This is a genomic window from Amnibacterium sp. CER49 (assembly GCF_029846255.1).
Lineage (GTDB): Bacteria > Actinomycetota > Actinomycetes > Actinomycetales > Microbacteriaceae > Amnibacterium.
Map to the genome: position 1 here is coordinate 834,026 of NZ_JARVWQ010000002.1, position 21,764 is coordinate 855,789.

The 21,764-nt window shown below is 73.9% G+C and carries 22 protein-coding genes and 1 pseudogene; 6 read left to right on the forward strand and 17 right to left on the reverse strand.

The window, feature by feature from the left end; genetic code table 11:
• Nucleotides 1–10: 10 nt before the first annotated feature.
• A complete protein-coding gene (locus QDR37_RS13975) occupies nucleotides 11–586 on the reverse strand; it encodes a GDSL-type esterase/lipase family protein (protein WP_279714395.1) in 576 nt (191 codons plus the stop codon).
• 83 nt (nucleotides 587–669) lie between these two features.
• On the opposite strand from QDR37_RS13975, the gene deoC reads away from it, so the two are divergent.
• Nucleotides 670–1,395: a deoxyribose-phosphate aldolase gene (gene deoC, locus QDR37_RS13980; protein ID WP_279714396.1), complete on the forward strand. Its 726-nt coding sequence runs from the start codon at nucleotides 670–672 to the stop codon at nucleotides 1,393–1,395.
• Nucleotides 1,396–1,402: 7 nt separating this feature from the next.
• Here the strand turns inward: deoC and QDR37_RS13985 are convergent, their stop codons facing one another.
• From QDR37_RS13985 to truB, 4 genes are read right to left on the reverse strand one after another with little or no spacing between them, the layout of a single operon-like run.
• Complete coding sequence (locus QDR37_RS13985) at nucleotides 1,403–2,338, reverse strand: bifunctional riboflavin kinase/FAD synthetase (RefSeq protein ID WP_279714397.1); 936 nt, start codon at nucleotides 2,336–2,338, stop codon at nucleotides 1,403–1,405.
• Between the two features lies 1 nt (nucleotide 2,339).
• Nucleotides 2,340–2,765, reverse strand: a complete 426-nt coding sequence (locus QDR37_RS13990) for a hypothetical protein (RefSeq protein ID WP_279714398.1) — start codon at nucleotides 2,763–2,765, stop codon at nucleotides 2,340–2,342.
• 43 nt (nucleotides 2,766–2,808) lie between these two features.
• Entirely contained in the window at nucleotides 2,809–3,177 is a 369-nt protein-coding gene (locus QDR37_RS13995; protein ID WP_279714399.1) for a hypothetical protein, read from the reverse strand.
• Nucleotides 3,174–4,049: a tRNA pseudouridine(55) synthase TruB gene (gene truB, locus QDR37_RS14000; RefSeq protein ID WP_279714400.1), complete on the reverse strand. Its 876-nt coding sequence runs from the start codon at nucleotides 4,047–4,049 to the stop codon at nucleotides 3,174–3,176. Before truB ends, QDR37_RS13995 begins: the two co-directional genes overlap by 4 nt.
• A gap of 50 nt (nucleotides 4,050–4,099) precedes the next feature.
• On the opposite strand from truB, the gene QDR37_RS14005 reads away from it, so the two are divergent.
• Nucleotides 4,100–5,095, forward strand: a complete 996-nt coding sequence (locus QDR37_RS14005) for a 2-dehydropantoate 2-reductase (RefSeq protein ID WP_279714401.1) — start codon at nucleotides 4,100–4,102, stop codon at nucleotides 5,093–5,095.
• Between the two features lie 92 nt (nucleotides 5,096–5,187).
• Here the strand turns inward: QDR37_RS14005 and QDR37_RS14010 are convergent, their stop codons facing one another.
• On the reverse strand, nucleotides 5,188–5,841 hold the full coding sequence (locus QDR37_RS14010) for a uridine kinase (RefSeq protein WP_279714402.1): 654 nt from the start codon (nucleotides 5,839–5,841) through the stop codon (nucleotides 5,188–5,190).
• 56 nt (nucleotides 5,842–5,897) lie between these two features.
• On the opposite strand from QDR37_RS14010, the gene QDR37_RS14015 reads away from it, so the two are divergent.
• A complete protein-coding gene (locus QDR37_RS14015) occupies nucleotides 5,898–6,761 on the forward strand; it encodes an A/G-specific adenine glycosylase (protein ID WP_279714403.1) in 864 nt (287 codons plus the stop codon).
• A 6-nt stretch (nucleotides 6,762–6,767) separates the two neighbouring features.
• On the opposite strand, the gene QDR37_RS14020 is transcribed toward QDR37_RS14015, so the two are convergent.
• From QDR37_RS14020 to nusA, 4 genes and pseudogenes are all read right to left on the reverse strand, one after another.
• Nucleotides 6,768–7,157 carry a DUF6804 family protein gene (locus tag QDR37_RS14020; RefSeq protein WP_279714404.1) on the reverse strand — a complete coding sequence of 130 codons (390 nt, stop codon included), beginning with the start codon at nucleotides 7,155–7,157 and terminating at the stop codon, nucleotides 6,768–6,770.
• Entirely contained in the window at nucleotides 7,154–7,591 is a 438-nt protein-coding gene (rbfA, locus tag QDR37_RS14025; RefSeq protein WP_279714405.1) for a 30S ribosome-binding factor RbfA, read from the reverse strand. The genes QDR37_RS14020 and rbfA overlap by 4 nt, the downstream gene beginning before the upstream one ends.
• A gap of 125 nt (nucleotides 7,592–7,716) precedes the next feature.
• A pseudogene (gene infB / locus QDR37_RS14030) lies at nucleotides 7,717–10,490 on the reverse strand (translation initiation factor IF-2).
• A 308-nt stretch (nucleotides 10,491–10,798) separates the two neighbouring features.
• Nucleotides 10,799–11,797, reverse strand: coding sequence for a transcription termination factor NusA (gene nusA / locus QDR37_RS14035; protein WP_279714406.1), 999 nt, complete (start codon nucleotides 11,795–11,797; stop codon nucleotides 10,799–10,801).
• A 104-nt stretch (nucleotides 11,798–11,901) separates the two neighbouring features.
• On the opposite strand from nusA, the gene QDR37_RS14040 reads away from it, so the two are divergent.
• Nucleotides 11,902–12,216: a hypothetical protein gene (locus QDR37_RS14040; protein WP_279714407.1), complete on the forward strand. Its 315-nt coding sequence runs from the start codon at nucleotides 11,902–11,904 to the stop codon at nucleotides 12,214–12,216.
• A gap of 23 nt (nucleotides 12,217–12,239) precedes the next feature.
• On the opposite strand, the gene QDR37_RS14045 is transcribed toward QDR37_RS14040, so the two are convergent.
• The 3 genes from QDR37_RS14045 to QDR37_RS14055 all read right to left on the reverse strand — a co-directional run bounded on the left by QDR37_RS14045 (nucleotide 12,240) and on the right by QDR37_RS14055 (nucleotide 16,033).
• A complete protein-coding gene (locus QDR37_RS14045; protein ID WP_279714408.1) occupies nucleotides 12,240–14,024 on the reverse strand; it encodes a proline--tRNA ligase in 1,785 nt (594 codons plus the stop codon).
• A gap of 236 nt (nucleotides 14,025–14,260) precedes the next feature.
• Complete coding sequence (ispG, locus tag QDR37_RS14050; RefSeq protein ID WP_279714879.1) at nucleotides 14,261–15,391, reverse strand: flavodoxin-dependent (E)-4-hydroxy-3-methylbut-2-enyl-diphosphate synthase; 1,131 nt, start codon at nucleotides 15,389–15,391, stop codon at nucleotides 14,261–14,263.
• Nucleotides 15,392–15,475: 84 nt separating this feature from the next.
• Nucleotides 15,476–16,033 carry a CGNR zinc finger domain-containing protein gene (locus QDR37_RS14055; RefSeq protein ID WP_347882110.1) on the reverse strand — a complete coding sequence of 186 codons (558 nt, stop codon included), beginning with the start codon at nucleotides 16,031–16,033 and terminating at the stop codon, nucleotides 15,476–15,478.
• A 94-nt stretch (nucleotides 16,034–16,127) separates the two neighbouring features.
• Between QDR37_RS14055 and QDR37_RS14060 the strand changes: the two genes are divergently transcribed.
• Complete coding sequence (locus QDR37_RS14060; protein WP_279714409.1) at nucleotides 16,128–17,138, forward strand: EamA family transporter; 1,011 nt, start codon at nucleotides 16,128–16,130, stop codon at nucleotides 17,136–17,138.
• Nucleotides 17,139–17,216: 78 nt separating this feature from the next.
• Here the strand turns inward: QDR37_RS14060 and QDR37_RS14065 are convergent, their stop codons facing one another.
• From QDR37_RS14065 to QDR37_RS14075, 3 genes are read right to left on the reverse strand one after another with little or no spacing between them, the layout of a single operon-like run.
• Entirely contained in the window at nucleotides 17,217–18,614 is a 1,398-nt protein-coding gene (locus tag QDR37_RS14065) for a M50 family metallopeptidase (RefSeq protein WP_279714410.1), read from the reverse strand.
• 55 nt (nucleotides 18,615–18,669) lie between these two features.
• A complete protein-coding gene (dxr, locus tag QDR37_RS14070) occupies nucleotides 18,670–19,770 on the reverse strand; it encodes a 1-deoxy-D-xylulose-5-phosphate reductoisomerase (protein WP_279714411.1) in 1,101 nt (366 codons plus the stop codon).
• Nucleotides 19,767–20,231, reverse strand: coding sequence for an OsmC family protein (locus QDR37_RS14075; protein WP_279714412.1), 465 nt, complete (start codon nucleotides 20,229–20,231; stop codon nucleotides 19,767–19,769). Before QDR37_RS14075 ends, dxr begins: the two co-directional genes overlap by 4 nt.
• Before the next feature lie 30 nt (nucleotides 20,232–20,261).
• On the opposite strand from QDR37_RS14075, the gene QDR37_RS14080 reads away from it, so the two are divergent.
• On the forward strand, nucleotides 20,262–20,723 hold the full coding sequence (locus QDR37_RS14080) for a GNAT family N-acetyltransferase (RefSeq protein WP_279714413.1): 462 nt from the start codon (nucleotides 20,262–20,264) through the stop codon (nucleotides 20,721–20,723).
• A 4-nt stretch (nucleotides 20,724–20,727) separates the two neighbouring features.
• On the opposite strand, the gene QDR37_RS14085 is transcribed toward QDR37_RS14080, so the two are convergent.
• Entirely contained in the window at nucleotides 20,728–21,735 is a 1,008-nt protein-coding gene (locus tag QDR37_RS14085) for an FKBP-type peptidyl-prolyl cis-trans isomerase (protein ID WP_279714414.1), read from the reverse strand.
• Nucleotides 21,736–21,764 lie beyond the last annotated feature (29 nt).

Below are 21,764 nucleotides of genomic sequence, written 5' to 3' on the forward strand. Positions count from 1 at the left end.
GCGGCTCGGGTCAGTCGGCGAGCAGCGGCCGCAGGCGGTCGGCCCAGGCGCTGTACCCGGCCTCGTTGAGGTGCACGCGGTCGGGCGTGTAGTCGGGCCTCAGCTCGCCGTCCTCCTGGGCGAACTCCGGCCAGAGGTCGACGAACTCGGCCTGCACGGCGGGCGCGGAGGCGAACTGCCGCACGTGGATGTTGACCTGCCGGATCCACTCGGCGCGCTCCTTCTCGCGCGGCAGCACCGAGAGCACGAGCACGCGGGTGGCGGGCAGGTCGTGGTGGAGGCGCCAGAGGATGTTCTCGGTGCCGCGCACCACCTGCTCGACCGTGGCGCGGTGGCCGAAGTCGTTCGTGCCGACCATGAGCACCACGACCGACGGCTCGAGGGCGATGACCTCGTCGAGCCGCTCGAACACGTCGGCGGTGGTGTCGCCGGTGCGCCCGAGGTTCTCGATCTCGAGCTCGGGGAACGCGTCCTGCCACGGCCCCGCGCCGGTGAGGGCGTCACCGACGAAGACGACCGGCCCGTCCGCCGGCGCGTCGGTCCTGCTCTCGTCGGAGGAGGCGGTGGTGGGCTCGACGTCCGTCACGTCCTCGAGGCTACGGCTCCGCACCGACGCCGACAACGTCCCCCGGCGCGGCGGGCTGCGCGACCCTCGTAGGCTTTCGCCCCGTGCTGAGCATCGAGCAGGTCACCGTCGAGGCCGTCGCGGCGCTGATCGACCACGCGATCCTGAAGCCCGAGCTGACCGACGCGGAGGTGGCGCGCGACCTCGACGTCGCCGCCCGCTGGGGCGTCTTCAGCGTCTGCGTCCGGCCGTCCGACGTGCCGCGCTCCGTCGCGCGGCTCGCGGGTACCGGGGTGCTCACGGGCACGGTGATCGGGTTCCCGCACGGCACCACCTCGACGGCGGCGAAGGTCGCCGAGAGCCGCCGTGCGCTCGACGACGGCGCCGCCGAGCTCGACATGGTGCTGCACATCGGCCGGCTGCGCAGCGGCGACGTGGAGGCCGTGCGCGACGACATCGCGGCCGTGGTGGCGGAGGCGCAGGGCAGGGTCGTCAAGGTGATCCTCGAGACGGCGCTGCTCGACGACCCCTCCATCGCGGCGGGCAGCCGGGCCGCCGAGGCCGCGGGCGCCTCGTTCGTGAAGACCTCGACCGGCTTCGCGGGCGGCGGCGCGACCGTGCCGCACCTCGAGCTGATGCGGCGCAGCGTCTCCCCCGCGGTCCGGATCAAGGCCTCGGGCGGCGTGCGCAGCCTCGAGACCCTGCTCACGATGAGCGCCGCGGGCGCCGACCGGTTCGGCACGAGCGCCACCGCCACGATCCTCACCGACGCCGAGCGCGTGGTCGCGACGGGCAGCGCAACGGGCGCCACCGACGCGTCGAGCTACTGAGCCCCGCTCACGCTCCTTCGAGCGACCGGACGCGGTCGACGTCGACCGCCATCTGGGCGATGAGCGGCTCGATGCCCTCGTAGGCGATCTGGCCGCGGATGCGGTGCGTGAACACGACGTCGACGGTGTGGCCGTAGAGGTCGAGCGTGCGGTCGAGCACGTACGCCTCGACCTGCTTCGGCGGCACCCCCGTAAACGTCGGGTTGCTGCCGACGGAGATCGCGGCCGGCAGGCTCTCGCGGCCGCGCCCGTGGTCGATGAGGCGCCCGGCGTACACGCCGTCGGCGGGGATCATGCCGTCGGACTCCTGCGCGAGGTTCGCCGTCGGGTAGCCGAGCTCGCGCCCGCGGTGCGCGCCGTGCACGACGACGCCGCGGACCGCCGGCGGCCTGCCGAGCAGGCGCGCGGCCTCCTCGATCGCGCCGGCGGCGAGCAGCTCGCGGATCCAGGTGGACGAGACGCGGCGCGCCGCGGTCTCGACCTGCGGCTCGGGCCGCACCTCGAAGCCTGCCTCGAGCCCGGCCGCCCGCAGCAGCGCGACGTCGCCGCGGCCGCGGTGGCCGAACCGGAAGTCGTCGCCGATCAGCAGCACCCGGGTGCGGAGCGCCGCGACGAGCACCTCGGCGATGAACGCCTCCGGCTCCTGGTCGGCGCGGACCCGGTCGAACTCGAGCACGAGCACGGCGCCGACCCCGGCCCGCTCGAGCAGCTCGAGCTTCTGCCCGGACCCGACGAGCGGTGGCGGGCAGGCCTCGGGGCGCAGCAGCTCGAGCGGGTTGCGGTCGAAGGTGACGGCCGTCGGCACGAGGTCGGTGCCGGCGGCGGCCAGCAGGTCGCGGAGCACCGCGCGGTGCCCGATGTGCAGCCCGTCGAACTTGCCGATCGTGACGGCGGACGGCCCGAAGCCGTCCGGCACGTCCTCGACGCGCGTGAAGACCTGCATGTCAGGCCTCCTGCGCGAAGCGGGCGCGCTGGCTGCGGAGGAACAGCAGGCCGAGCACGGGCAGGGCGAGCGGCAGCAGCAGGTAGCCGATGCCGAACCCCCACCACACCGTGTACCGGAACGGGAAGACGGCCGGCAGCGCGAGCGAGAGCGCCCCGACGACGAGGACCCCGACGAGCTCGAAGGCGATCGTGCCGATCGCCGTGCGGTACGCCCGGCGACCGGGCCGGGCGAGCGCGATCGTCGCGACGAGGTAGACGACCCCGGACAGGAACGACAGCAGGATCGCGAGCGGCGCCGCGCCGAAGTCGCTGATGATCTGCACGATCGAGCGGACCAGCGCGGCGAGCGTCATGACGCCGTAGAAGGCGATGAGGGTGCGGCCGGGGCCGGACGTCTTCGGTCGCCGCACGCTCGTCTCGGTCATCGCCGAAGGATTCTTCCACCTGCCGGCTGGGCGGCCCGCACGATCAGGAGCCCTGGACCGACCAGATCAGCTGCATCCGCACGAACATGACCGCGACGGCGAGGCACCCCACACCGACCACCACCACGGACCAGCGGGTGCGCTCGGTGAGCGCCCAGAACACCGCCGCGGGCGGGATCACGAGCGCGCCCACGACGTAGGCGTAGAACTCGATCGGGTTCCCGGTCGGTCGGTTGCCCGCCGCCGGAGCGACGATCGCGATCACGAGCTGCGCGAGCAGCAGCAGCTCGAGCACGGCGGGGCCGGCGAGGGACAGGTCCGACGGCTTCCGCCCGGCGAGTCCGAGCGCGATCGCGAGCACCCCGGCCGCCACGGCCACGACGACGGCGAAGGTCGTGTACCCGAGGATCACGCTGCCGCTCCCTCCGGGGCCGGCAGGTTCAGCAGCACCGTCGCGGTGCCGCCCGCGATGCGGGCGAGGCCGACGAGCGAGCCGTCCGGTGCGAGCGCCGCGGCGGTGTCGGCGTCCGGCAGCTCGGGCACCGGGATGCGCTTGCCCTGCCGCAGCGCGAGCGTGCGCGCCTCGTCGAGGTGCACCGCGGGGAACAGCGTGCTCGCGATCTCGGCGGGGGTGCGCAGCGCGAGCGGCTCGGCGGGCTCCTCGGCGTCCTCGACGCGGAACGGTCCGATGCGGGTGCGGCGCAGGGCGGTGAGCGAGCCGCCGACACCGAGCGCGGCGCCGAGGTCGCGGGCGAGGGCGCGGATGTAGGTGCCGGACGAGCAGTCGACGACGACGTCGAGCAGCGACCCGCGCTGCTCGAGCAGCGCGAAGCGCGAGACCGTGACGCGCCGCGAGGGCAGCGTCACCTCGACCCCCTCCCGGACGAGCTCGTGCGCCCGCCGGCCGTCGACGTGCACGGCGCTCACGGAGGACGGCACCTGGTCGATCTCACCCGTGAGCGCCGCCATCGCGGCCGGCACCCGGGCGAGCACCTCCCCCGTCACCGGAAGCTCGGGGCCGACCGCCTCCCCCTCGGCGTCGTCGGTGGTCGTGGCGAGGCCGAGGCGGATGGTCGCCGTGTAGGTCTTCGGCAGGCCCGTGAGTGCCGTGAGCAGCCGGGTCGCGGGACCGACGCCGAGCAGCAGCAGGCCGGTCGCGGCGGGGTCGAGGGTGCCGGCGTGACCGACGCGGCGGGTGTGCGCGAGGCGCCGCACGCGCTGCACGAGGTCGTGCGACGTCGGCCCGGCGGGCTTGTCGACGAGCAGGATCCCGGCGGCCGTCACGTGCCCATCCTGCCAGCGGGCCGCGCCGTGGCCGCCCCTACTGTGGACCGGTGCGGATCGGGATCGTCGGAGCCGGCGCGATCGGCGGCACGGTCGCGGCCCTGCTCGACCGGGCCGGTCACGAGGTCGACGTCACGGCACGCGGCGAGCACCTCGAGGCGATCCGGTCCCGCGGGCTGCGGCTCACGGGCGCATGGGGCGAGCACGTGGCCCGGGTCGGCGCCGCGGAGGTGCTGCCGGAGCCGCCGGAGCTGGCGCTGCTCGCCGTGAAGGCGCAGGACGCGCCGGCCGCCGCCGCGGCGCACGCGGACCTGCTCGCCGGCGCTCCGGTCGTCGTGGTGCAGAACGGGCTCCGCGGACCGCAGGCGCTGCGCGAGGTGCTCCCCGCGTCACCGCTGATCGGCGGCCTGTCGATGATCGCCGCCTCGTACCTCGAGCCCGGCATCGTCACGGTGACCGCGCCCGGCCCGACGGTGCTCGGGGCCGACACGGCGAGCGGCGCGCAGCTCGCGGCCGCCGCCGCCGTGCTCGGCGAGGCGGTGCCCGTCGTGCTCACCGCGGATCTCGTCGGCACGCAGTGGGCGAAGCTCGTCGTGAACCAGCTGAACGCCGCGCCCGCGCTCACCGGCCTCTCGGCGCAGGAGGCGCTCGCGGTGCCCGCGCTGCGCCGGGCGGTGGCGGGTGCGATGCGGGAGACCGTGCGCGTGGGCCGCGCCGCCGGCGCGACCTTCCTCGGGCTGCCGGGCCTCACCCCCGGGCGGCTGCGGATGCTCGCGGGCCTGCCCCCGGCCGTGTCCGGGCGGCTGCTCGCGGCACGCATGGTCGAGCGGATGGGAGCGGTGCCGAACCCGGGCAGCACCCTGCAGAGCATCCGTCGCGGGCGGCCGAGCGAGATCGACCACCTCTCCGGCGCCGTCGTCGAGGAGGGCGAGCGGCTCGGCGTGCCGACGCCGCTGAACCGGCGCATCGTCGCGCTCGTGCACGAGGTCGAGTCGACCGGTCGCTTCCTGCCCGCAGCCGAGGCGGCGGCCCGCATCCTCGCCTGAGCGCCCGCTGGGCCCGTCTCCGGGGCGCTTGCCGACATCCCGGGCGTCGTTCCGCGCCCGCCGCGTCGGAACCCGCCCGGGTCCCGGCGCGGTCAGCAGGCGTCGGCGAAGACGCGGCGCGGGTGCGCCGGGTCGGTCATGTCGAAGCTCGCGTTCGCGAGCCTCCGGGCGTCCACGGCGCGGTAGTACAGCTCGACGGCCTGGAACTCGCGCTCGAGGCGCGGGTCGTCGATCGCGATGCCGTCCCGCTCCGCGGCGCGCCGGCGGGCCGCGGCACGCGGCACCTGCAGCAGGGCGCTCGTGTGCCAGAGCCCGACGAGCTCGGGGCGGTGCAGGAACGGGCCCTCGACGACGAGCACCGCCCGCTCGGCGGGGGCGAACACCGGTGGGTCGAGGATCGTCCCGTTCCCGCTCGGGCGGTGCGCGAGCGGGATGCGGTCGCCCCGGCGGTAGGGCTCCACCACCAGGCGGCGGAAGGCCGCGTAGTCGTAGGCCGCGGCGTAGTACGTCCGCGCGTCCGCGTCGGCCCAACCGGACTCGGCCGTGTGGAAGTCGTCGAGCGAGCAGGCGGCCGCGGACACGTCGCGCGCCCGCAGGGCGCCGGCGAGGTCCCGCGCGAAGGTCGTGCGGCCGGAGCCGTCGACCCCGTCGACGCCCACGAGGATCCGGCCGCGCGGGAACACCGCGAGCACCTCCTCGGCGAGCTCGGACAGCACCGCGCCGCGCTCCGGCGCCCATCTGGCCATGCGGGAACGCTAGCCGGGCCGCGTGCCCGCCCGCCGACTCCTAGCCTGGAGCCCGGATGGACGAGGCAGCGGTGGTGCGGTGGTACGGCGAGCACCGGCGCGACCTGCCCTGGCGGCGTCCCGGCTTCCCGGCCTGGGGCACCCTCGTGTCCGAGTTCATGCTGCAGCAGACGCAGGTCGCCCGCGTCGTGCCCGTGCTGGAGGCGTGGCTGGAGCGCTGGCCGACGCCGGCGGACCTCGCGTCGGCGCCGCCGTCGGAGGTGCTGCGCGCGTGGGGGCGGCTCGGCTACCCGCGGCGAGCGCTCGCGCTGCACCGCTGCGCCCGGGCGATCGCCGAGCACCACGGCAACCGGGTGCCCGAGGACGTGGACGACCTGCTCGCCCTCCCGGGCATCGGGGACTACACGGCCCGGGCGGTCGCGGTCTTCGCCTACGGCCACCGCCATCCCGTCGTCGACACGAACGTGCGGCGGGTGATCGCCAGAGCGGAGCTCGGGCGCCCCGACCAGGGCGCGCCGAACGCGCGCCGCGACCTGCCGGCGATGACGGCGCTCCTGCCCGAGGACCTTGCCGACGCCGCGGCGTTCAACGCCGGGATGATGGAGCTCGGCGCGCTCGTCTGCACGGCACGGTCGCCGCGCTGCGACGAGTGCCCGCTCCGCGACACGTGCGCGTGGCGCCTCGCGGGCTCCCCCGCGGGCGAGGGCGGCGTGCGCAGGCAGCCGCGCTTCGCGGGATCCGACCGGCAGCGTCGGGGACTCGTCATGGCCGAGCTCCGCGGCAGCGACGTGCCCGTGACCGACGCCGAGCTCGCCGCCGTGCTGCCGGACCGCGTGGTGCGCGCGCGGGTGCTCACCGGCCTCGCCGCCGACGGGCTGGCCGTCGCGACGCCGGCGGGATGGACGCTGCCGACCGCATGACGCGGTTCAGTCCTGCCGTCGGCCCTTCGAGAGGAACCCGGTGACCACGAGCACCGCGGCGCCGACGACCTGGCCGATGCGCCACGGCTCACCCGAGAACGGGAAGGGGACCACGGGGTTCCAGAGCACCCCGAGCACGATCGGCACGACCACGAGCACGCGGTGCCCCGCCTGCCACACGAGCACGGCGGTGATGAACGCGAGCACCGCCGCCGACATGCGGATCCAGGAGAACCCCGCCGTGTCGATGAGGGCGACTCCCGCGAGCAGCACGATGGCGCCGAGCACGGCCGGCACGAGCGCCCGCCGCTCGACGGGCGAGCCGTAGCGGTGCTCGACGGTCGACCGCGGTGCGGTCGCCGCCGCCCGGCGCTCCCGCCGGTTGCCCGAACTCACTCCTCGTCGTCGCGGGCGCGCGGCTGCACGTACGGGTCGGGGTCGCCGGCGTACGACGCCCGCTCCGCGATCGCGCGTGCCGCCTCGTCGCGCTCCCGCGCCTGCGCGAGCAGGTCGGCGACGTGCGCGGCGTTCTCGGGGATCGCGTCGGGGATGAACTCGAGCGACGGCGTGAGCCGCGCGTGGATGTTCCGGCCGACCTCCGTGCGGAGCAGGCCGGTGGCGGCCTTCAGCGCGGCCGCGCTGTCCTCGCGCTCCTGCTCGGTGCCGTACACCGTGTAGAAGATCGAGGCGTGCTGCAGGTCGCCCGTCATGCGGACGTCCGTGATCGTGACGAAGCCGAGGCGCGGGTCGCGCAGACCCTTCTCGAGGCGCTTCGCGACGATCTCCTTCACGCGGTCGCCGAGCTTCGCGGCGCGTCCGTGATCGGCCATGTCCTCCTCCTTCTGAACGAGACGCGGACCCGGAGCCCCCGGCCGACGCGCCGCCCACTCGGGTGAGCGGGCGGCGCGCCGTCGAGGAGCTCCGGATCCGCGAGGGAGCTCCGGATCCGTGACCGCTAGGCCCGGACCTTCTCCCTCGTCTCGATCGTCTCGATCTCGTCACCGATCTGGATGTCGTTGAAGCGGCCGAGCCCGATACCGGCCTCGTAGTCCGCACGCACCTCGGTGACGTCGTCCTTGAAGCGGCGCAGCGAGTCGATGGCGAGGTTGTCGCCGACCACGACGCCGTTGCGGATGACGCGCGCCTTGGCGTTGCGCGTGATCGTGCCGCTGCGGACGTAGACACCCGCGATGTTGCCCACCTTGGACGAGCGGAAGATCTCGCGGATCTCGGCGAGGCCCGACTGGACCTCCTCGAACTCCGGCTTCAGCATGCCCTTCAGCGAGTTCTCCACGTCCTCGAGGGCCGAGTAGATCACCGAGTAGAAGCGGACGTCGATGCCCTCGCGCGCAGCGCGCTCGCGGGCCTTCGGGTCGGGGCGGACGTTGAAGCCGATGATGATCGCGTTGTCGACCGTGGCGAGGTTCACGTCGCTCTCGGTGACGGCGCCGACGCCGCGGTGGATGATCCGCAGCTGGACGCTCTCGTCGACGTCGATCTTCAGCAGCGACTCCTCGAGCGCCTCGACGGCACCGGAGACGTCGCCCTTGATGATCAGGTTGAGCGAGTCGACCTTGCCGGCCTCGATCTGACCCATGAAGTCCTCGAGCGAGATGCGCTTGCGGGCCTTCGCCAGCTGCGCGTTGCGCTCCGCGGCCTCACGCTTCTCGGCGACCTGGCGGGCGGTGCGGTCGTCCTCGGTCACGAGGAACGTGTCACCGGCCCGCGGGACCGTCGAGAGGCCCTGCACCTGCACGGGCCGCGACGGGCCCGCCTCGGTGAGCGCCACACCGTTCTCGTCCGTCATCGCCCGGACGCGGCCGTAGGCCGTGCCCGCCACGATGGCGTCACCGACGTGCAACGTGCCCGTCTGGATGAGCACCGTCGCGACCGCGCCGCGGCCCTTGTCGAGCCGCGCCTCGATGGCCACACCACGGGCGTCCCGATCCGGGTTCGCCCGGAGGTCGAGCCCCGCGTCGGCGGTGAGGAGCACCGCGTCGAGCAGGCTGTCGATGCCGATGTTGTTCCGCGCCGAGACGTCGACGAACATGGTGTCGCCGCCGTACTCCTCCGCGACGAGACCGAACTCGGTGAGCTGCTGCCGGACCTTCGCCGGGTTCGCGCCCTCCTTGTCGATCTTGTTCACGGCCACGACGATCGGCACACCGGCCGCCTGGGCGTGGTTCAGCGCCTCCACGGTCTGCGGCATGACGCCGTCGTCCGCGGCGACCACGAGGATCGCGAGGTCGGTCACCTGGGCACCGCGGGCACGCATGGCGGTGAACGCCTCGTGGCCCGGGGTGTCGATGAAGGTGATGGCCCGCTCGTAGCCCTCGTGCTCCGTCCACACCTGGTAGGCACCGATGTGCTGGGTGATGCCACCCGCCTCACCCGCGACGACGTTCGCGTTACGGATGGAGTCGAGCAGCTTCGTCTTGCCGTGGTCGACGTGGCCCATGACGGTGACCACCGGGGGCCGGATCTCGAGATCCTCGTCGTCCTCGTCGTACTCGAACTCGATGTCGAAGCCCTCGAGCAGCTCGCGGTCCTCGTCCTCGGGCGAGACCATCTCGATGCGGTAGCCGAGCTCCTCGCCGAGGACCTGGAAGGTCGCCTCGTCGAGCGACTCCGTCGCCGTCGCCATCTCACCGAGGTGGAACAGCACCGTGACGAGATTGCCCGGGCTCGCGTCGATCTTGTCGGCGAAGTCCGTGATGGACGCACCGCGACGCAGCCGGATGACCGTGCTGCCGTCGCCGCGGGGAACGCTGACGCCACCGAGGGTCGGGGCGCTGCGCATCTCGAACTCGGCGCGCTTCGTCCGCTTCGACTTGCGCTGGCGGGACTTGCCGCCGCCCTTGCCGAAGGCACCCGCGGTGCCGCCGCCGGGACCGCGGCCACGACCGCCGCCACCGGGACGCGGGCCGCTGAAGCCGCCCGCGGGACGCTGGAAGCCGCCGCCGGCACCGCCGGGGCGTGCTCCGGCACCGCCGCCGGCACCGCCGGGACGCTGGAAGCCGCCCGGACGCTGACCGAAGCCGGTCGGGCGCTGGCCCATGCCGGGACCCCCCGGACGCGGAGCGCCGGGTCGCGGGGCGCCGGGACGCGGAGCGCCCGGACGCGGGATCGCGCCGCCAGCACCGCCACCGGCACCGGGTCGCATGCCCTGGTTCGCGCCGAAGGGGTTGTTGCCCGGACGGGGCGCGCGGCCCATGCCCTGGCTCGAGGCGAACGGGTTGTTGCCCGGGCGCGGCTGACCCGGACGCGGCTGCGGACGCGGGATCGCGTTGTTCGGCGTCGGGCGCGCGGCGCCGTCCGGAACCGGGCGCGCCTCGGTGCCGCCCGCGGACGGACGCTCCTGCTGGGGCGCCTGCTGCGGCGCGGGCTGCTGGGGTGCCGCCCGCAGCGGCCGGGGGTCGGGCGGGAGCCGGAGGTGGCCGGCGCGGACGGCTGCGGCGCGGCGGGCGCGCTCGGGCCGGGCACGACGCCCTGCGGCCGCGGCGCCTGCGCGACGGGCCGCTGGGGGCCGGGGGTCGCCGGTGCGGCGCCGCCGTTGCCCATGGGGATGCCGTCAGCGGCGAGCTTCGCCCGGAGCTTGCGGACGACGGGGGGCTCGACGCTCGAGGACGGGCCCTTCACGAACTCGCCCATCTCCTTCAGCTTCGCGAGTGCGAGCTTCGTGTCGATGCCGAGATCGGATGCGATTTCGTGGACGCGTGGTTTCGCCACAGTTCTCCTGTCTGGACCTGCCAGACAGGCAGGCCGTTAGTGCGGTGCGGATCTCATCTCGAGTCGCTCATCGCTTGTCCATGTGCCTGTTCCACCTCTACGGGGAGGATGCCCGGACGGATCCGGGCCTGAGAACGCCGGCCGAGGCCGACGGATCGAGAGTCTACCGTCCGCGGGACCGACTTCGGACGGTCCTGCGGCGACGTGGAGGGAACACGGCGGTCGCCGCCCGCATTCCCGTGCGCTCCAGGCGCCGGCCTCGGCGCCTCGTGCTCAGTGCTGCTCCAGGACCGGCTGCGCCCGTGGACTCAGTCCTGTTCCAGGATCGAGTCGGGCTGGATGTCGATCTTCGCGCCCGTGAGCTTCGCGGCGAGTCGGGCGTTCTGCCCCTCCTTGCCGATCGCGAGCGAGAGCTGGTAGTCGGGCACGAGCGCCCGGACGGCCTTCGTGCTCCGGTCGATCACGAACGCGCTCGACACGCGGGCCGGCGACAGGGCGTGGGCGACGAAGGTCGCGAGGTCGTCCGAGGCGTCGACGATGTCGATCTTCTCGCCGCCGAGCTCGGCCGAGACGGCTCGGACTCGCTGCCCGAGCTCGCCGATGGCGGCGCCCTTCGCGTTCACGCCCGGCTGGTTGGCGCGCACGGCCACCTTCGACCGGTGCCCGGCCTCGCGGGCGAGCGCCGTGATCTCGACGACGCCGGAGGCGATCTCGGGCACCTCGAGGGCGAAGAGCTTGCGCACGAGGCCCGGGTGGGTGCGCGACACGGTGATCGACGGGCCCTTCGCCCCGCGCGAGACGCTCGTCACGTAGACGCGGATGCGGTCGCCGTGCTCGTACTTCTCGCCCGGCACCTGCTCCTCGGGAGGCAGGATCGCCTCGATGCTGCCGAGGTCGACGTGCACCATCCGTGGGTTCGGCCCCTGCTGCACGACGCCCGCGACGATGTCGCCCTCGCGGCCCTTGAACTCGCCGAGGATGCGCTCGTCGCCGAGGTCGCGCAGGCGCTGGTTGATGACCTGCTTCGCGGCGAACGCGGCGATGCGGCCGAAGTCGTGCGGCTCGTCCTCGGCCTCACCGATCTGCTCGCCCGACTCGTCGAGCTCGGGCACGAGCACGACGACGCGGCCGGTCTTGCGGTCGATCCGCACGCGCGGGCGCGGCGTGCCGGCGGGTGCGTGCTCGGGCTGGTCGGTGTGCTTCAGGTACGCGGTGAGGATCGCGGCCTCGATGATGTGGAGCAGCTCGTCGAACGGGATCTCCCGCTCGCGCTCCATGAGCCGCAGCACCGCGAGATCGATGTCCACGGTGGCGTCTCCCCTGTTCGCGCTGGCATGCCCGGCGAGGAGACGGGCTCCCCACCGGCACCGACTACGGTAGCAGCGCCTGATCAGGGGAACGGAGGGCTTCCATGGCCGAGGACGACCGCACGATCCAGCTGCGCCGCTACCGCATCGTCGCCGGGGAGCTCGACGCGTTCGTCTCCTGGTGGCGCGAGCTCGTGATCCCGGCGCGCACCGCGCACGGCTTCAGCGTCGAGTTCGCCTACGCGGTCCCCGAGACGAACGAGTTCGTCTGGGCGGTGTCCGTCGCGGGCGACCGCGACGCGTTCCGGGCGATCGACGAGCGCTACGCCTCGTCGCCGGAGCGCGCCGCCGCGTTCGCCGGCCAGCCGCGGCGCATCGACACCGCGACGCTCACGCTCGTCGAGCCGGTCGGCGCCTAGCCCGTCGGCGCCGCAGCCGCGCGCTACTGCCGCTCGGCGGCGATCGTCGCGGCCACGCGGTCGACGACCTCGCCGACCGGCGTCGGCACGCGCTCGCCCGAGGCGCGGTCCCACACCTCGACGACTTGGTCGGCCAGCCCGCGGCCGACCACGACGATCGTCGGCACGCCGAGCAGCTCGGCGTCGGCGAACTTCACGCCGGGCGAGGCGCGCCGGTCGTCCACGAGCACGTCGGCGCCGTGCTGCTCGAGCTCGCGGCCGATGCGCTCGGCCTCCTCGAACACCGCCTCGTCCTTGCCCGTGGCGACGACGTGCACGTCGAACGGCGCGATCGCGCGGGGCCAGACGAGACCCTTCTCGTCGGCGTGCGCCTCGGCGACGAGCGCGAGATCGCGCGTCACCCCGATGCCGTACGAGCCCATCGTGACGGTGGCGAGCTTGCCGTTCGGGTCGAGCACCTTGAGCCCGAGGGCGTCGGCGAACTTGCGGCCGAGCGCGAAGACGTGGCCGATCTCGGTGCCGCGAGCGAGCTCGATCGGCCCGGAGCCGTCGGGCGCGGGGTCGCCCTCGCGCACCTCGGCGAGCTCGACGGTGCCGTCGGGGGTGAAGTCGCGTCCGGCGACGAGCGACTTGACGTGCCGCTCGGGCTCGTTCGCGCCGGTGACCCACTCGGTGCCGTCGACGACGCGCGGATCGACGAGGAAGCGGACGCGGCTCGCCGCCCCCTCGCCCAGCACCGGGCCGCGGGCGGTCCACGGCCCGATGTAGCCCTTCACGAGCGCGGGGTTCGCGGCGAAGTCGTCGTCGGTGGCGGCCTCGACCGCGGCGGGGTAGAACGCGGCCTCGGCGCGCTTCAGGTCGGCGTCACGGTCGCCGGGGATGCCGGCGACCACGACCTCGCGGCGTCCGTCGACGTGGGTGAGGGCGAGCACGACGTTCTTCAGGGTGTCGCCGGCCGTCCAGGCGCGACCGTCGTCGCGCGGGTGGCGCTCGTTCAGCAGGTCGACGAGCGTCGCGATCGTCGGGGTGCCGGGCGAGTCGAACACGGTCGCCGGGGGCAGGCCGTCGACCGCTCGCGGCGCGGGGGCGAGGGTGCGGAACGCCTCGACGTTCGCGGCGTAGCCGCTCGCGGAGCGCACGAAGGTGTCGTCGCCGACGGGCGTCGGGTGCAGGAACTCCTCGCTGCGGGAGCCGCCCATCGCGCCGGCGTGCGCCGAGACGATCACGTAGTCGAGCCCGAGGCGGCGGAAAACCCGCTCGTACGCGGCGCGCTGCAGCTCGTAAGAGGCCTCGAGGCCCGCGTCGTCGACGTCGAAGGAGTACGCGTCCTTCATGGTGAACTCGCGCCCGCGGAGCAGGCCCGCGCGCGGCCGCGGCTCGTCGCGGTACTTGTCCTGGATCTGGTAGATCGTGAGCGGCAGGTCCTTGTACGACGAGTACAGGTCCTTCACGAGCAGCGTGAAGGCCTCCTCGTGCGTCGGCGCGAGCAGGTAGTCGTCGCCCTTGCGGTCCTGCAGCGTGAAGATGTCGTCGCCGTACTCGTCCCACCGCCCGGTGGCGCGATAGGCCTCGGCCGGCAGCAGCGCCGGGAAGTGCACCTCCTGGGCGCCGGCCGCCTCCATCTCCTCGCGGACGATGGCCTCGACCTTCGCCTTGACCCGCAGGCCGAGCGGCAGCCAGGCGAAGAGGCCCGGTCCCTGGCGGCGGATGTACCCGGCCCGGAGGAGCAGCTTGTGGCTCGCGAACTCGGCGTCGGCGGGGTCCTCCCGCAGCGTGCGGAGGAACAGCCGGCTCATGCGCGTCACCACGACGGTCGAATCTATCGAAGCCGGGGAGCAGCGAAGGACCCCGCCACCCTCAGCAGGCGGCGGGGCCCTTCAGCCGACGACGTTCGGGCCGTGCGGTGCGCGCAAGGCTAGGAGCCGCATCGCGCCTCCCCCGGGCACGCCACGCCGCGACATCGGTGACCGCATGCCCTCGGGACGCATGCAGGCGCTCGTCCGCCGACCGATGCCCCGACGGCGCACGCTCCGTGCCGGCCGCCTCAGGCGGTGACGACCTCAGGGGTGCCGAGGGCCGCGTCCGGACCCATCTCGTCCGCGAGGCGGTTCGCCTCGGCGATGAGCGTCTCGACGATCTCGGCCTCGGGCACGGTCTTGATGACCTTGCCCTTCACGAAGATCTGACCCTTGCCGTTGCCCGAGGCGACGCCGAGGTCGGCCTCGCGGGCCTCACCCGGCCCGTTCACGACGCAGCCCATCACCGCGACGCGGAGCGGGACCGTCATGCCCTGCAGCCCCTCGGTCACGTCGTCGGCGAGTGTGTAGACGTCGACCTGTGCCCGCCCGCACGACGGGCACGACACGATCTCGAGGCGGCGCTCGCGGAGGTTCAGGGACTGCAGGATCTGCAGCCCGACCTTGACCTCCTCGACCGGCGGCGCGGAGAGCGAGACGCGGATGGTGTCGCCGATGCCCTCGCCGAGCAGGATCCCGAACGCGGTCGCGCTCTTGATCGTGCCCTGGAACGCCGGGCCCGCCTCGGTGACGCCGAGGTGCAGCGGCCAGTCGCCCCGCTCGGCGAGCAGGCGGTAGGCCTTCACCATCACGACCGGGTCGTTGTGCTTGACCGAGATCTTGAAGTCGTGGAAGTCGTGCTCCTCGAAGAGGCTCGCCTCCCAGACCGCGCTCTCGACGAGCGCCTCGGGTGTGGCCTTGCCGTACTTCTCGAGGAGGCGAGGGTCGAGGCTGCCGGCGTTCACGCCGATGCGGAGCGAGACCCCCGCGGCCTTCGCGCGTTCGGCGATCTGCTTGACCTGGTCGTCGAACTTGCGGATGTTGCCGGGGTTCACCCGCACCGCCGCGCAGCCGGCGTCGATCGCGGCGTAGACGTAGTTGGGCTGGAAGTGGATGTCGGCGATGACCGGGATCTGGCTCTTCTTCGCGATGATCGGCAGCGCCTCGGCGTCGTCGCGGCTCGGCACGGCGACGCGGACGATGTCGCAGCCGGAAGCGGTGAGCTCGGCGATCTGCTGCAGCGTCGCGTTGATGTCGGTCGTCGGCGTCGTGGTCATCGACTGCACGCTGACCGGCGCGTCACCGCCCACGAGCACCTTGCCGACACGGATCTGCCGCGACTTCCGGCGGGGAGCGAGCACCTCCGGCGCCTTCGGCATCCCCAGGTTCACAGCGGGCACAGCCCCACCTCGTCTCTCTTGCCGCGTCCAGGCTACTTCGGCGCGGCCGGGCGCCCGGTTCGGTCAGCCGGCGGCGTTGGCCCGGCGAGCCCGGTAGGCGGTGACGTTCATCCGGTTGCCGCAGTTGCCGACGTCGCAGAACCGCTTCGAGCGGTTGCGCGACAGGTCGACGAGCACCGCGGTGCAGTCGTCGGCCGCGCAGACCTTGAGCCGCGTCGTCTCATCGGCCCGGACGAGGTCGGCGAGCGCCATCGCGGTCTCGACCCGGATGCGCTCGGCGAAGGGCGCATCGCCCGGCACGGCGTGCACGTGCCAGTCGTAGGCGTCGTGGCGCACGAGCCGCGGCACGGCGTGGGACTCGGCGAGCACCCGGTTCACGTGCTCGGCGATCTCGTCGCGGGACTCCGTGAAGAACGCGCGCAGCTCACCGCGCAGCTCGCGGAGGGCGTCGAGCTCCTCCTGCGTGCGCAGGAGGTCGCCGGAGTAGGCCCAGCCGGTGAAGAAGGCGGCCACGTCCTCGACGCTCGTGAGCTCGTCCTCGTCGCTGCGCGACGCCCCGGGCTCGGTGTTGACGAGCGCCGCGGCGGAGTGCAGGACGGCTTCCGTGTCATCGGTGAACACGATTTGACTCCTGACGGGTGCTGGATCTAGCGTCAGGAGTGTACTGCAGTTGACTCCTGACAGGAGATCGACTCGGGATCGGAGGAGGGTCGTCGTGAGCCGGGTGCGCTGGATGCTCGTCGCCGTGCTGTCGGCCCTCGCCTTCGGGATGTCGGGGACCTTCGTGAAGCCCGTGCTCGACGCGGGCTGGAGCCCGGGTGCGGGCAGCATCGTGCGCACCGGCATCGGGACGCTGATCCTCGCGGTGCCGACGATCCGGGCCCTCCGCGGCCGCTGGCACCTCGTCGCGCGCCTCTGGCTGCCGATCCTGCTGTTCGGCGGTATCGGCATCGCCGGTACCCAGACCGCCTACTTCCTCGCGGTGAGCCGCATCCCGGTGAGCACCGCGCTCATGATCGAGTACCTCGCTCCCGTGCTGCTCGTCATCGCGACCGGCGTCTGGCTGCGACGCGTGCCGCCCGTGCGGGTGATCGCCGGGGCGCTGCTCGCGATGGCGGGGCTCGCGCTCGTGCTCGACCTCGGGGCCGGCGTCGCGCTCGACCCGGTCGGGCTCACCGCCGCCTTCGTCGCCGCCGTCGTCTGCGCCGTCTACTTCCAGCTGTCCGCGACGCTTCCCCTGCCGCCGCTCGCGCTCACCGGGCTCGGCTTCGCGGTCGCCACGGTGGTCTCGGCGGTCCTCGGCGTCACCGGGCTCGTCCCGGTCACGGTCGGCGGCTGGACCGTCGAGCTGCTCGGCGCCCACGTCTCGGCCCTCGTGCCGCTCGCCGTGGTCGTGCTGATCGCGACCGCGCTCGCCTACTCGATCGAGGTCGCGGCCGCGGCGCACGTCGGGGCGCGGGCCGCCTCGTTCCTCGCGCTCACCGAGGTGCTCTTCGCCACCGCGGCCGCCGCGCTCGTGCTCGGCCAGCTGCCCGGGCCGATGCAGGCCGCGGGCGGCGTCGTGCTGCTCGCCGGCGTGCTGCTCGTGGTGTCCGCCCCGACCGCGCACGCGGTTCCGCGCGTCCACGACGAGGAGCCCGCGGTGCCCGCCGGGGAGCACGTCCCGGTCGCGTCGCAGCGCCCGCGCGTCGCGCGTCCCGGGCGCGCGGCACCGGCGCGCCGCTGACCGAGCCCGCTTCGGCGGCGACTCCGGTCAGAACGGGCGGGAAGGGTCGGCAGGCACGGCCGTCGGCACCCGGGCCGCCTAGAAGAGGGTGATGGGGCGGACGATGTCCGCGTACACGAGCAGCAGGCTCATCCCGCCGAGCAGGATCGCCACGGCGAACGTGAGCGGCATGAGCTTCGCCGTGTCCACCGGCCCCGGGTCGCGACGATGGAGGAGCCGCGCGACGGACCGGCGGAGCCCCTCCCAGAGCGCACCGATCACGTGCCCGCCGTCGAGCGGCAGGAGCGGGATCAGGTTGAACACGAACAGCGCGATGTTCAGGCTGCCGAGGATGCCGACGATCCCGGCCACCTTGGACACCACCGGCACCTGGTCCGACGCCGCGATCTCCCCGGCGATGCGGCCGACGCCGACCACGCCGATGGGGCCGTTCGGGTCGCGCTGGCCGCTCCCGAACGCCGCTTGCGCGACGCCGACGAGACGCTGCGGCAGGTTCACGATCACGCCGGCGACGGAGGCGACGTTGTTCCCCACCGCCGGCAGCACCGCCGAGACCGGCTGCTGGGCCAGCGCCTCGGTCGGGCTGATGCCGATGAAGCCGACCTGCGTGGTCTCGACCTTCCCGGACCCGTCCTTCACGGGGGTGCCCTGCGCGTCGGTGACGGCGACCGTGTTCTCGCGCGGGGTGACGCGCACGCTGCTCGTCGCGCCGTCGCGGCGCACGGTGAGCGTGATCGGGGTGTTCGCCGACCGGCGGATCACGTCGGTCACGTCGGTCCACCGCGCGACGGCGCGACCGTTCACCGCCGTGATGACGTCGCCCGGCTTCAGGCCGCTCGCCGCCGCAGGGGCGCGCTCGTCGGCGGCCGTGCAGCTCGTGCTCGTCGACCTCGCCGGCTTCACGCACTGCGAGATCGACTGGATGGTCGTCGTCGGCTGCACGACGCCGAAGCCGCAGAGCACGATCCCGGTGAACAGGATGCCGAGAGCCAGGTTCATGACGGGGCCCCCGAGCATGATGACGACGCGCTTCCACACGGGCAGCCGGTAGAAGGCCCGGTGCTCCTCCCCCGGCCGGATCTGCTCCTGGCTCGAGTCGCGCGCGTCCTGCACGAGCCCCGAGAAGAAGCCGGTCGACGCGGTGCGCGCTCGCGCGGGGTCGGACTCCGCGGGCACCTCGGGCGCGAGGTCGGTGCCGGCGGGCTCGAACAGGCGGCCGCGGCGCTTCGTCCTGGCGGGCGGGAACATGCCGACCATCGAGATGTACCCGCCGAGCGGGATGAGCTTCAGGCCGTACTCGGTCTCGCCGCGGGTCCGGGAGAAGACGGTGCGGCCGAAGCCGATCATGTACTGCGTCACCCGGACGCCGAACAGCTTCGCGGGCACGAGGTGGCCGATCTCGTGCAGGCCGATCGAGACGATCACCCCGAGCAGCACGGCGACGAGGCCCACGACGTAGAGCAGGTCGGCGTTCACCGGGCCAGGGTACGTGCGCGCCGACCGCGGGCGGCGCGACGCGGCGCCCGGGCGCCTATGGGGTCGCCGAGAGTCGCCGGTCGGCCTCCTCGCGGGCCGCGCGGTCGGCCTCGAGCACCGCCTCGCGGGTGAGCCCTCCGGTCGGCCGCGGCACCGCGCCGAGCACGTCCTCGACCACGGCGAGGATGTCGAGGAACCCGATGCGGCCCGCGTGGAACGCGTGCACGGCCTGCTCGTTCGCGGCGTTGAGCACCGCGGGCGCGGTGCCACCCTCGGTGCCGACGCGCTTCGCGAGCTCGACCGCGGGGAAGGCCTGCTCGTCGAGCGGCTCGAACGTCCAGGACTGCGCGCGCGTCCAGTCGAGCGGCGTGCCGACGCCCGGCACGCGGTGCGGCCAGTCGAGGCCGAGCGAGATGGGCAGCCGCATGTCGGGCGGCGACGCCTGCGCGATCGTCGCGCCGTCGGTGAACTCGACCATCGAGTGCACGATCGACTGCGGATGCACGACCACGTCGATCCGGTCGAAGGGCACGTCGAACAGCAGCGAGGCCTCGATCACCTCGAGCCCCTTGTTCACGAGCGTCGCCGAGTTCGTCGTCACCATGAGGCCCATGTCCCAGGTGGGGTGGGCGAGCGCCTCCGCCGGGGTGACGGCGGCGAGCTGCTCGCGCGTCCGCCCACGGAACGGGCCGCCGGACGCGGTGAGCACGAGCCGCCGGACCTCGTCGTGGGTGCCGGACGCGAGGCACTGCGCGAGTGCCGAGTGCTCGCTGTCGACGGGCACGATCCGCTCCGGAGCCGCGAGCGCCTTCACGAGCGGGCCGCCGATGATGAGCGACTCCTTGTTCGCGAGCGCGAGCACGGGTCCGGTCTCGAGCGCGGCGAGCGTGGGGCCGAGGCCCGCGGCGCCGGTGATGCCGTTCACGACGACGTCCGCCGGCACGTCGCGGACGAGCGCCTCAGCGGCCTCGGCGCCGAGGGCGGTGGCGCGGACGCCGAAGCGCTCGGCCTGCTCGGCGAGCAGCGCGGCGTTGCGGCCCGCGGCGAGCCCGACGACCTCGAAGCGCCGCGGGTTCGCGGCGATCACGTCGAGCGTCTGCGTGCCGATCGAGCCGGTCGAGCCGAGCAGCAGGACCCGGCGGCGGTCGCCGCTCACGGGGTCCGCGGGTCGATGACGACGGGTACCCGCACCGAGTTGGCGATGAAGCAGAGCCGGTGCGCGTCCTCGTGCAGCGCGTCCGCGAGCGCGCGCTGCGACTCGTCACCGAGCACGACCCGCGGCCGCAGGGTGACGGCGGTGAGGCGCCCGCCGCCGTCGGGATCGACCTGGAGCTCCGCGGTGGCCGCGTCGGTGTAGCCGGTCACGACCACGCCGGCCCGCACGCAGACGTGGAGGTACGAGAGCAGGTGGCACTGCGAGAGGGCCGCGACGAGCAGCTCCTCCGGGTTCCAGCGGTCGGGGTCGCCGAAGAAGGCGCGGTCCGCGCTGCCGGCGAGGTCCGGCTTGCCGCTCGCACGGACCGTGTTCGTGCGGTCGTAGTCGCGGTAGGCGGTCGTGCCGCTGCCGCGGTTCCCCGTCCACTCGACCTCGACGGCGTAGGAATGGTTCGCGGCCACGGGGCGAGCCTAGGCCGGGGAGGCGGGACGGTGATCGGACGGCGGCTGCTGACGGCGGACGACTGGCGCGAGTGGCGCGCGCTCCGGCTGCGGGCGCTCGCCACCGATCCCGGGGCCTTCGGCTCGACGCTCGCCGACTGGACCGGTCCGGGCGATGCGGAGGAGCGGTGGCGCCGCCGGTTCGCGGACGTGCCCGTCAACCTGCTGCTCGACCTCGACGGCGAGCCCGTGGGCATGGTGGCCGCAGTGCCGGCGGACGACGCGGTCGAGCTGATCTCGCTCTGGGTCGTGCCGGCGGCCCGCGGCCGCGGCGTCGGGGAGGCGGCGATCGACGCCGTCGTCGAGCTCGCGGGCGACCGGCCGGTCGTGCTGTCCGTGCGCGCCGCGAACGATCCCGCGATCGCGCTCTACGTCCGCTGCGGGTTCGTCGACGACGGCGCGGATCCGGACGACCCGCTCGAGCGGCGGATGCGCCGGGCGCCTCGGCCCTGAGCGATCAGGCGGCGTGCGTGGTGGCGAGCACGTCGATCACGAACACCATGACGTCGGTGCCCTTGATCGAGCCGTCCGACGAGCCCTTGCTGCCGTAGCCCTGGTCGGCGGGCACGATCGCGACGACCTGCGAGCCGATCTTCTGGCCGACGAGCGCCTTGCCGAAGCCCTTGACGACCGCGGTCGTGGCGAAGCTCGTCGGCCCGGTCTTGCCCCACGACTGGTCGAAGATCGAGCCGGTGCGCCAGAGCACGCCCTGGTACTGCACGGTGACCGTGTCGCCGCTCCTCACCGTCTCACCGGTGCCGACGCGGCGGTCGGCGATCTCGAGCGACTTCGGCGCGGAGGTGGCCGGGATCTTCACGCTCGGGGTGCCGTTCGCGGCCGTCGTGACCTTCGGGAACGACGCGGGCAGCGCCTTCAGCGCGCCGGTCGCCTTCGTCGGGGTCAGCTCGAGGATGTCGGCGACGAGCACGAGCGAGTCGCCGCCCCCGACGCCGAGCTGCTCGGATCCCGCGGAGCCGAACGCCGCCGAGGCGGGGATGACCGAGGCGAACCGCTCCCCCGCCCTGCCGCAGACGAGTGCCTGCACGAGTCCCGGCAGGTACTGGGTGGTGTCGGCGGTGAGGATGACCGGCTTCTTCGCGCCGTAGCCGCTCGAGTCGAGCAGCTTGCCGTTCTTGCCGTCGTAGAGGGAGTAGGCGATCTGCACGCTGGCGCCCGCCTTCACGGTGTCGCCGCTGCCCGCCTTCAGCACGGTGCGCTGGGTGGCGCTCGTCGACGTCGGCAGCGGGAACTTCACGGTGGGCGCCGACCCCGCCTTGCCGTTGACCTGCACGGCGTTCGAGGCGCTGCCCGGCTTCGCGCAGGCGGATGCGCTGACGGCGTTCGACGTCGTCGGCGAGGCGGAGGGCTTCGCGGGGCCGCTGCTGCACGCGGTGAGCGCGAGGGCCGTGACCGCGACGAGGGCGGCGGGCACGAGGCGGAACGGGGTGCGGGGCCGGGAACGCATCGGACCATCCTGCGGGATGCCGGGACGGC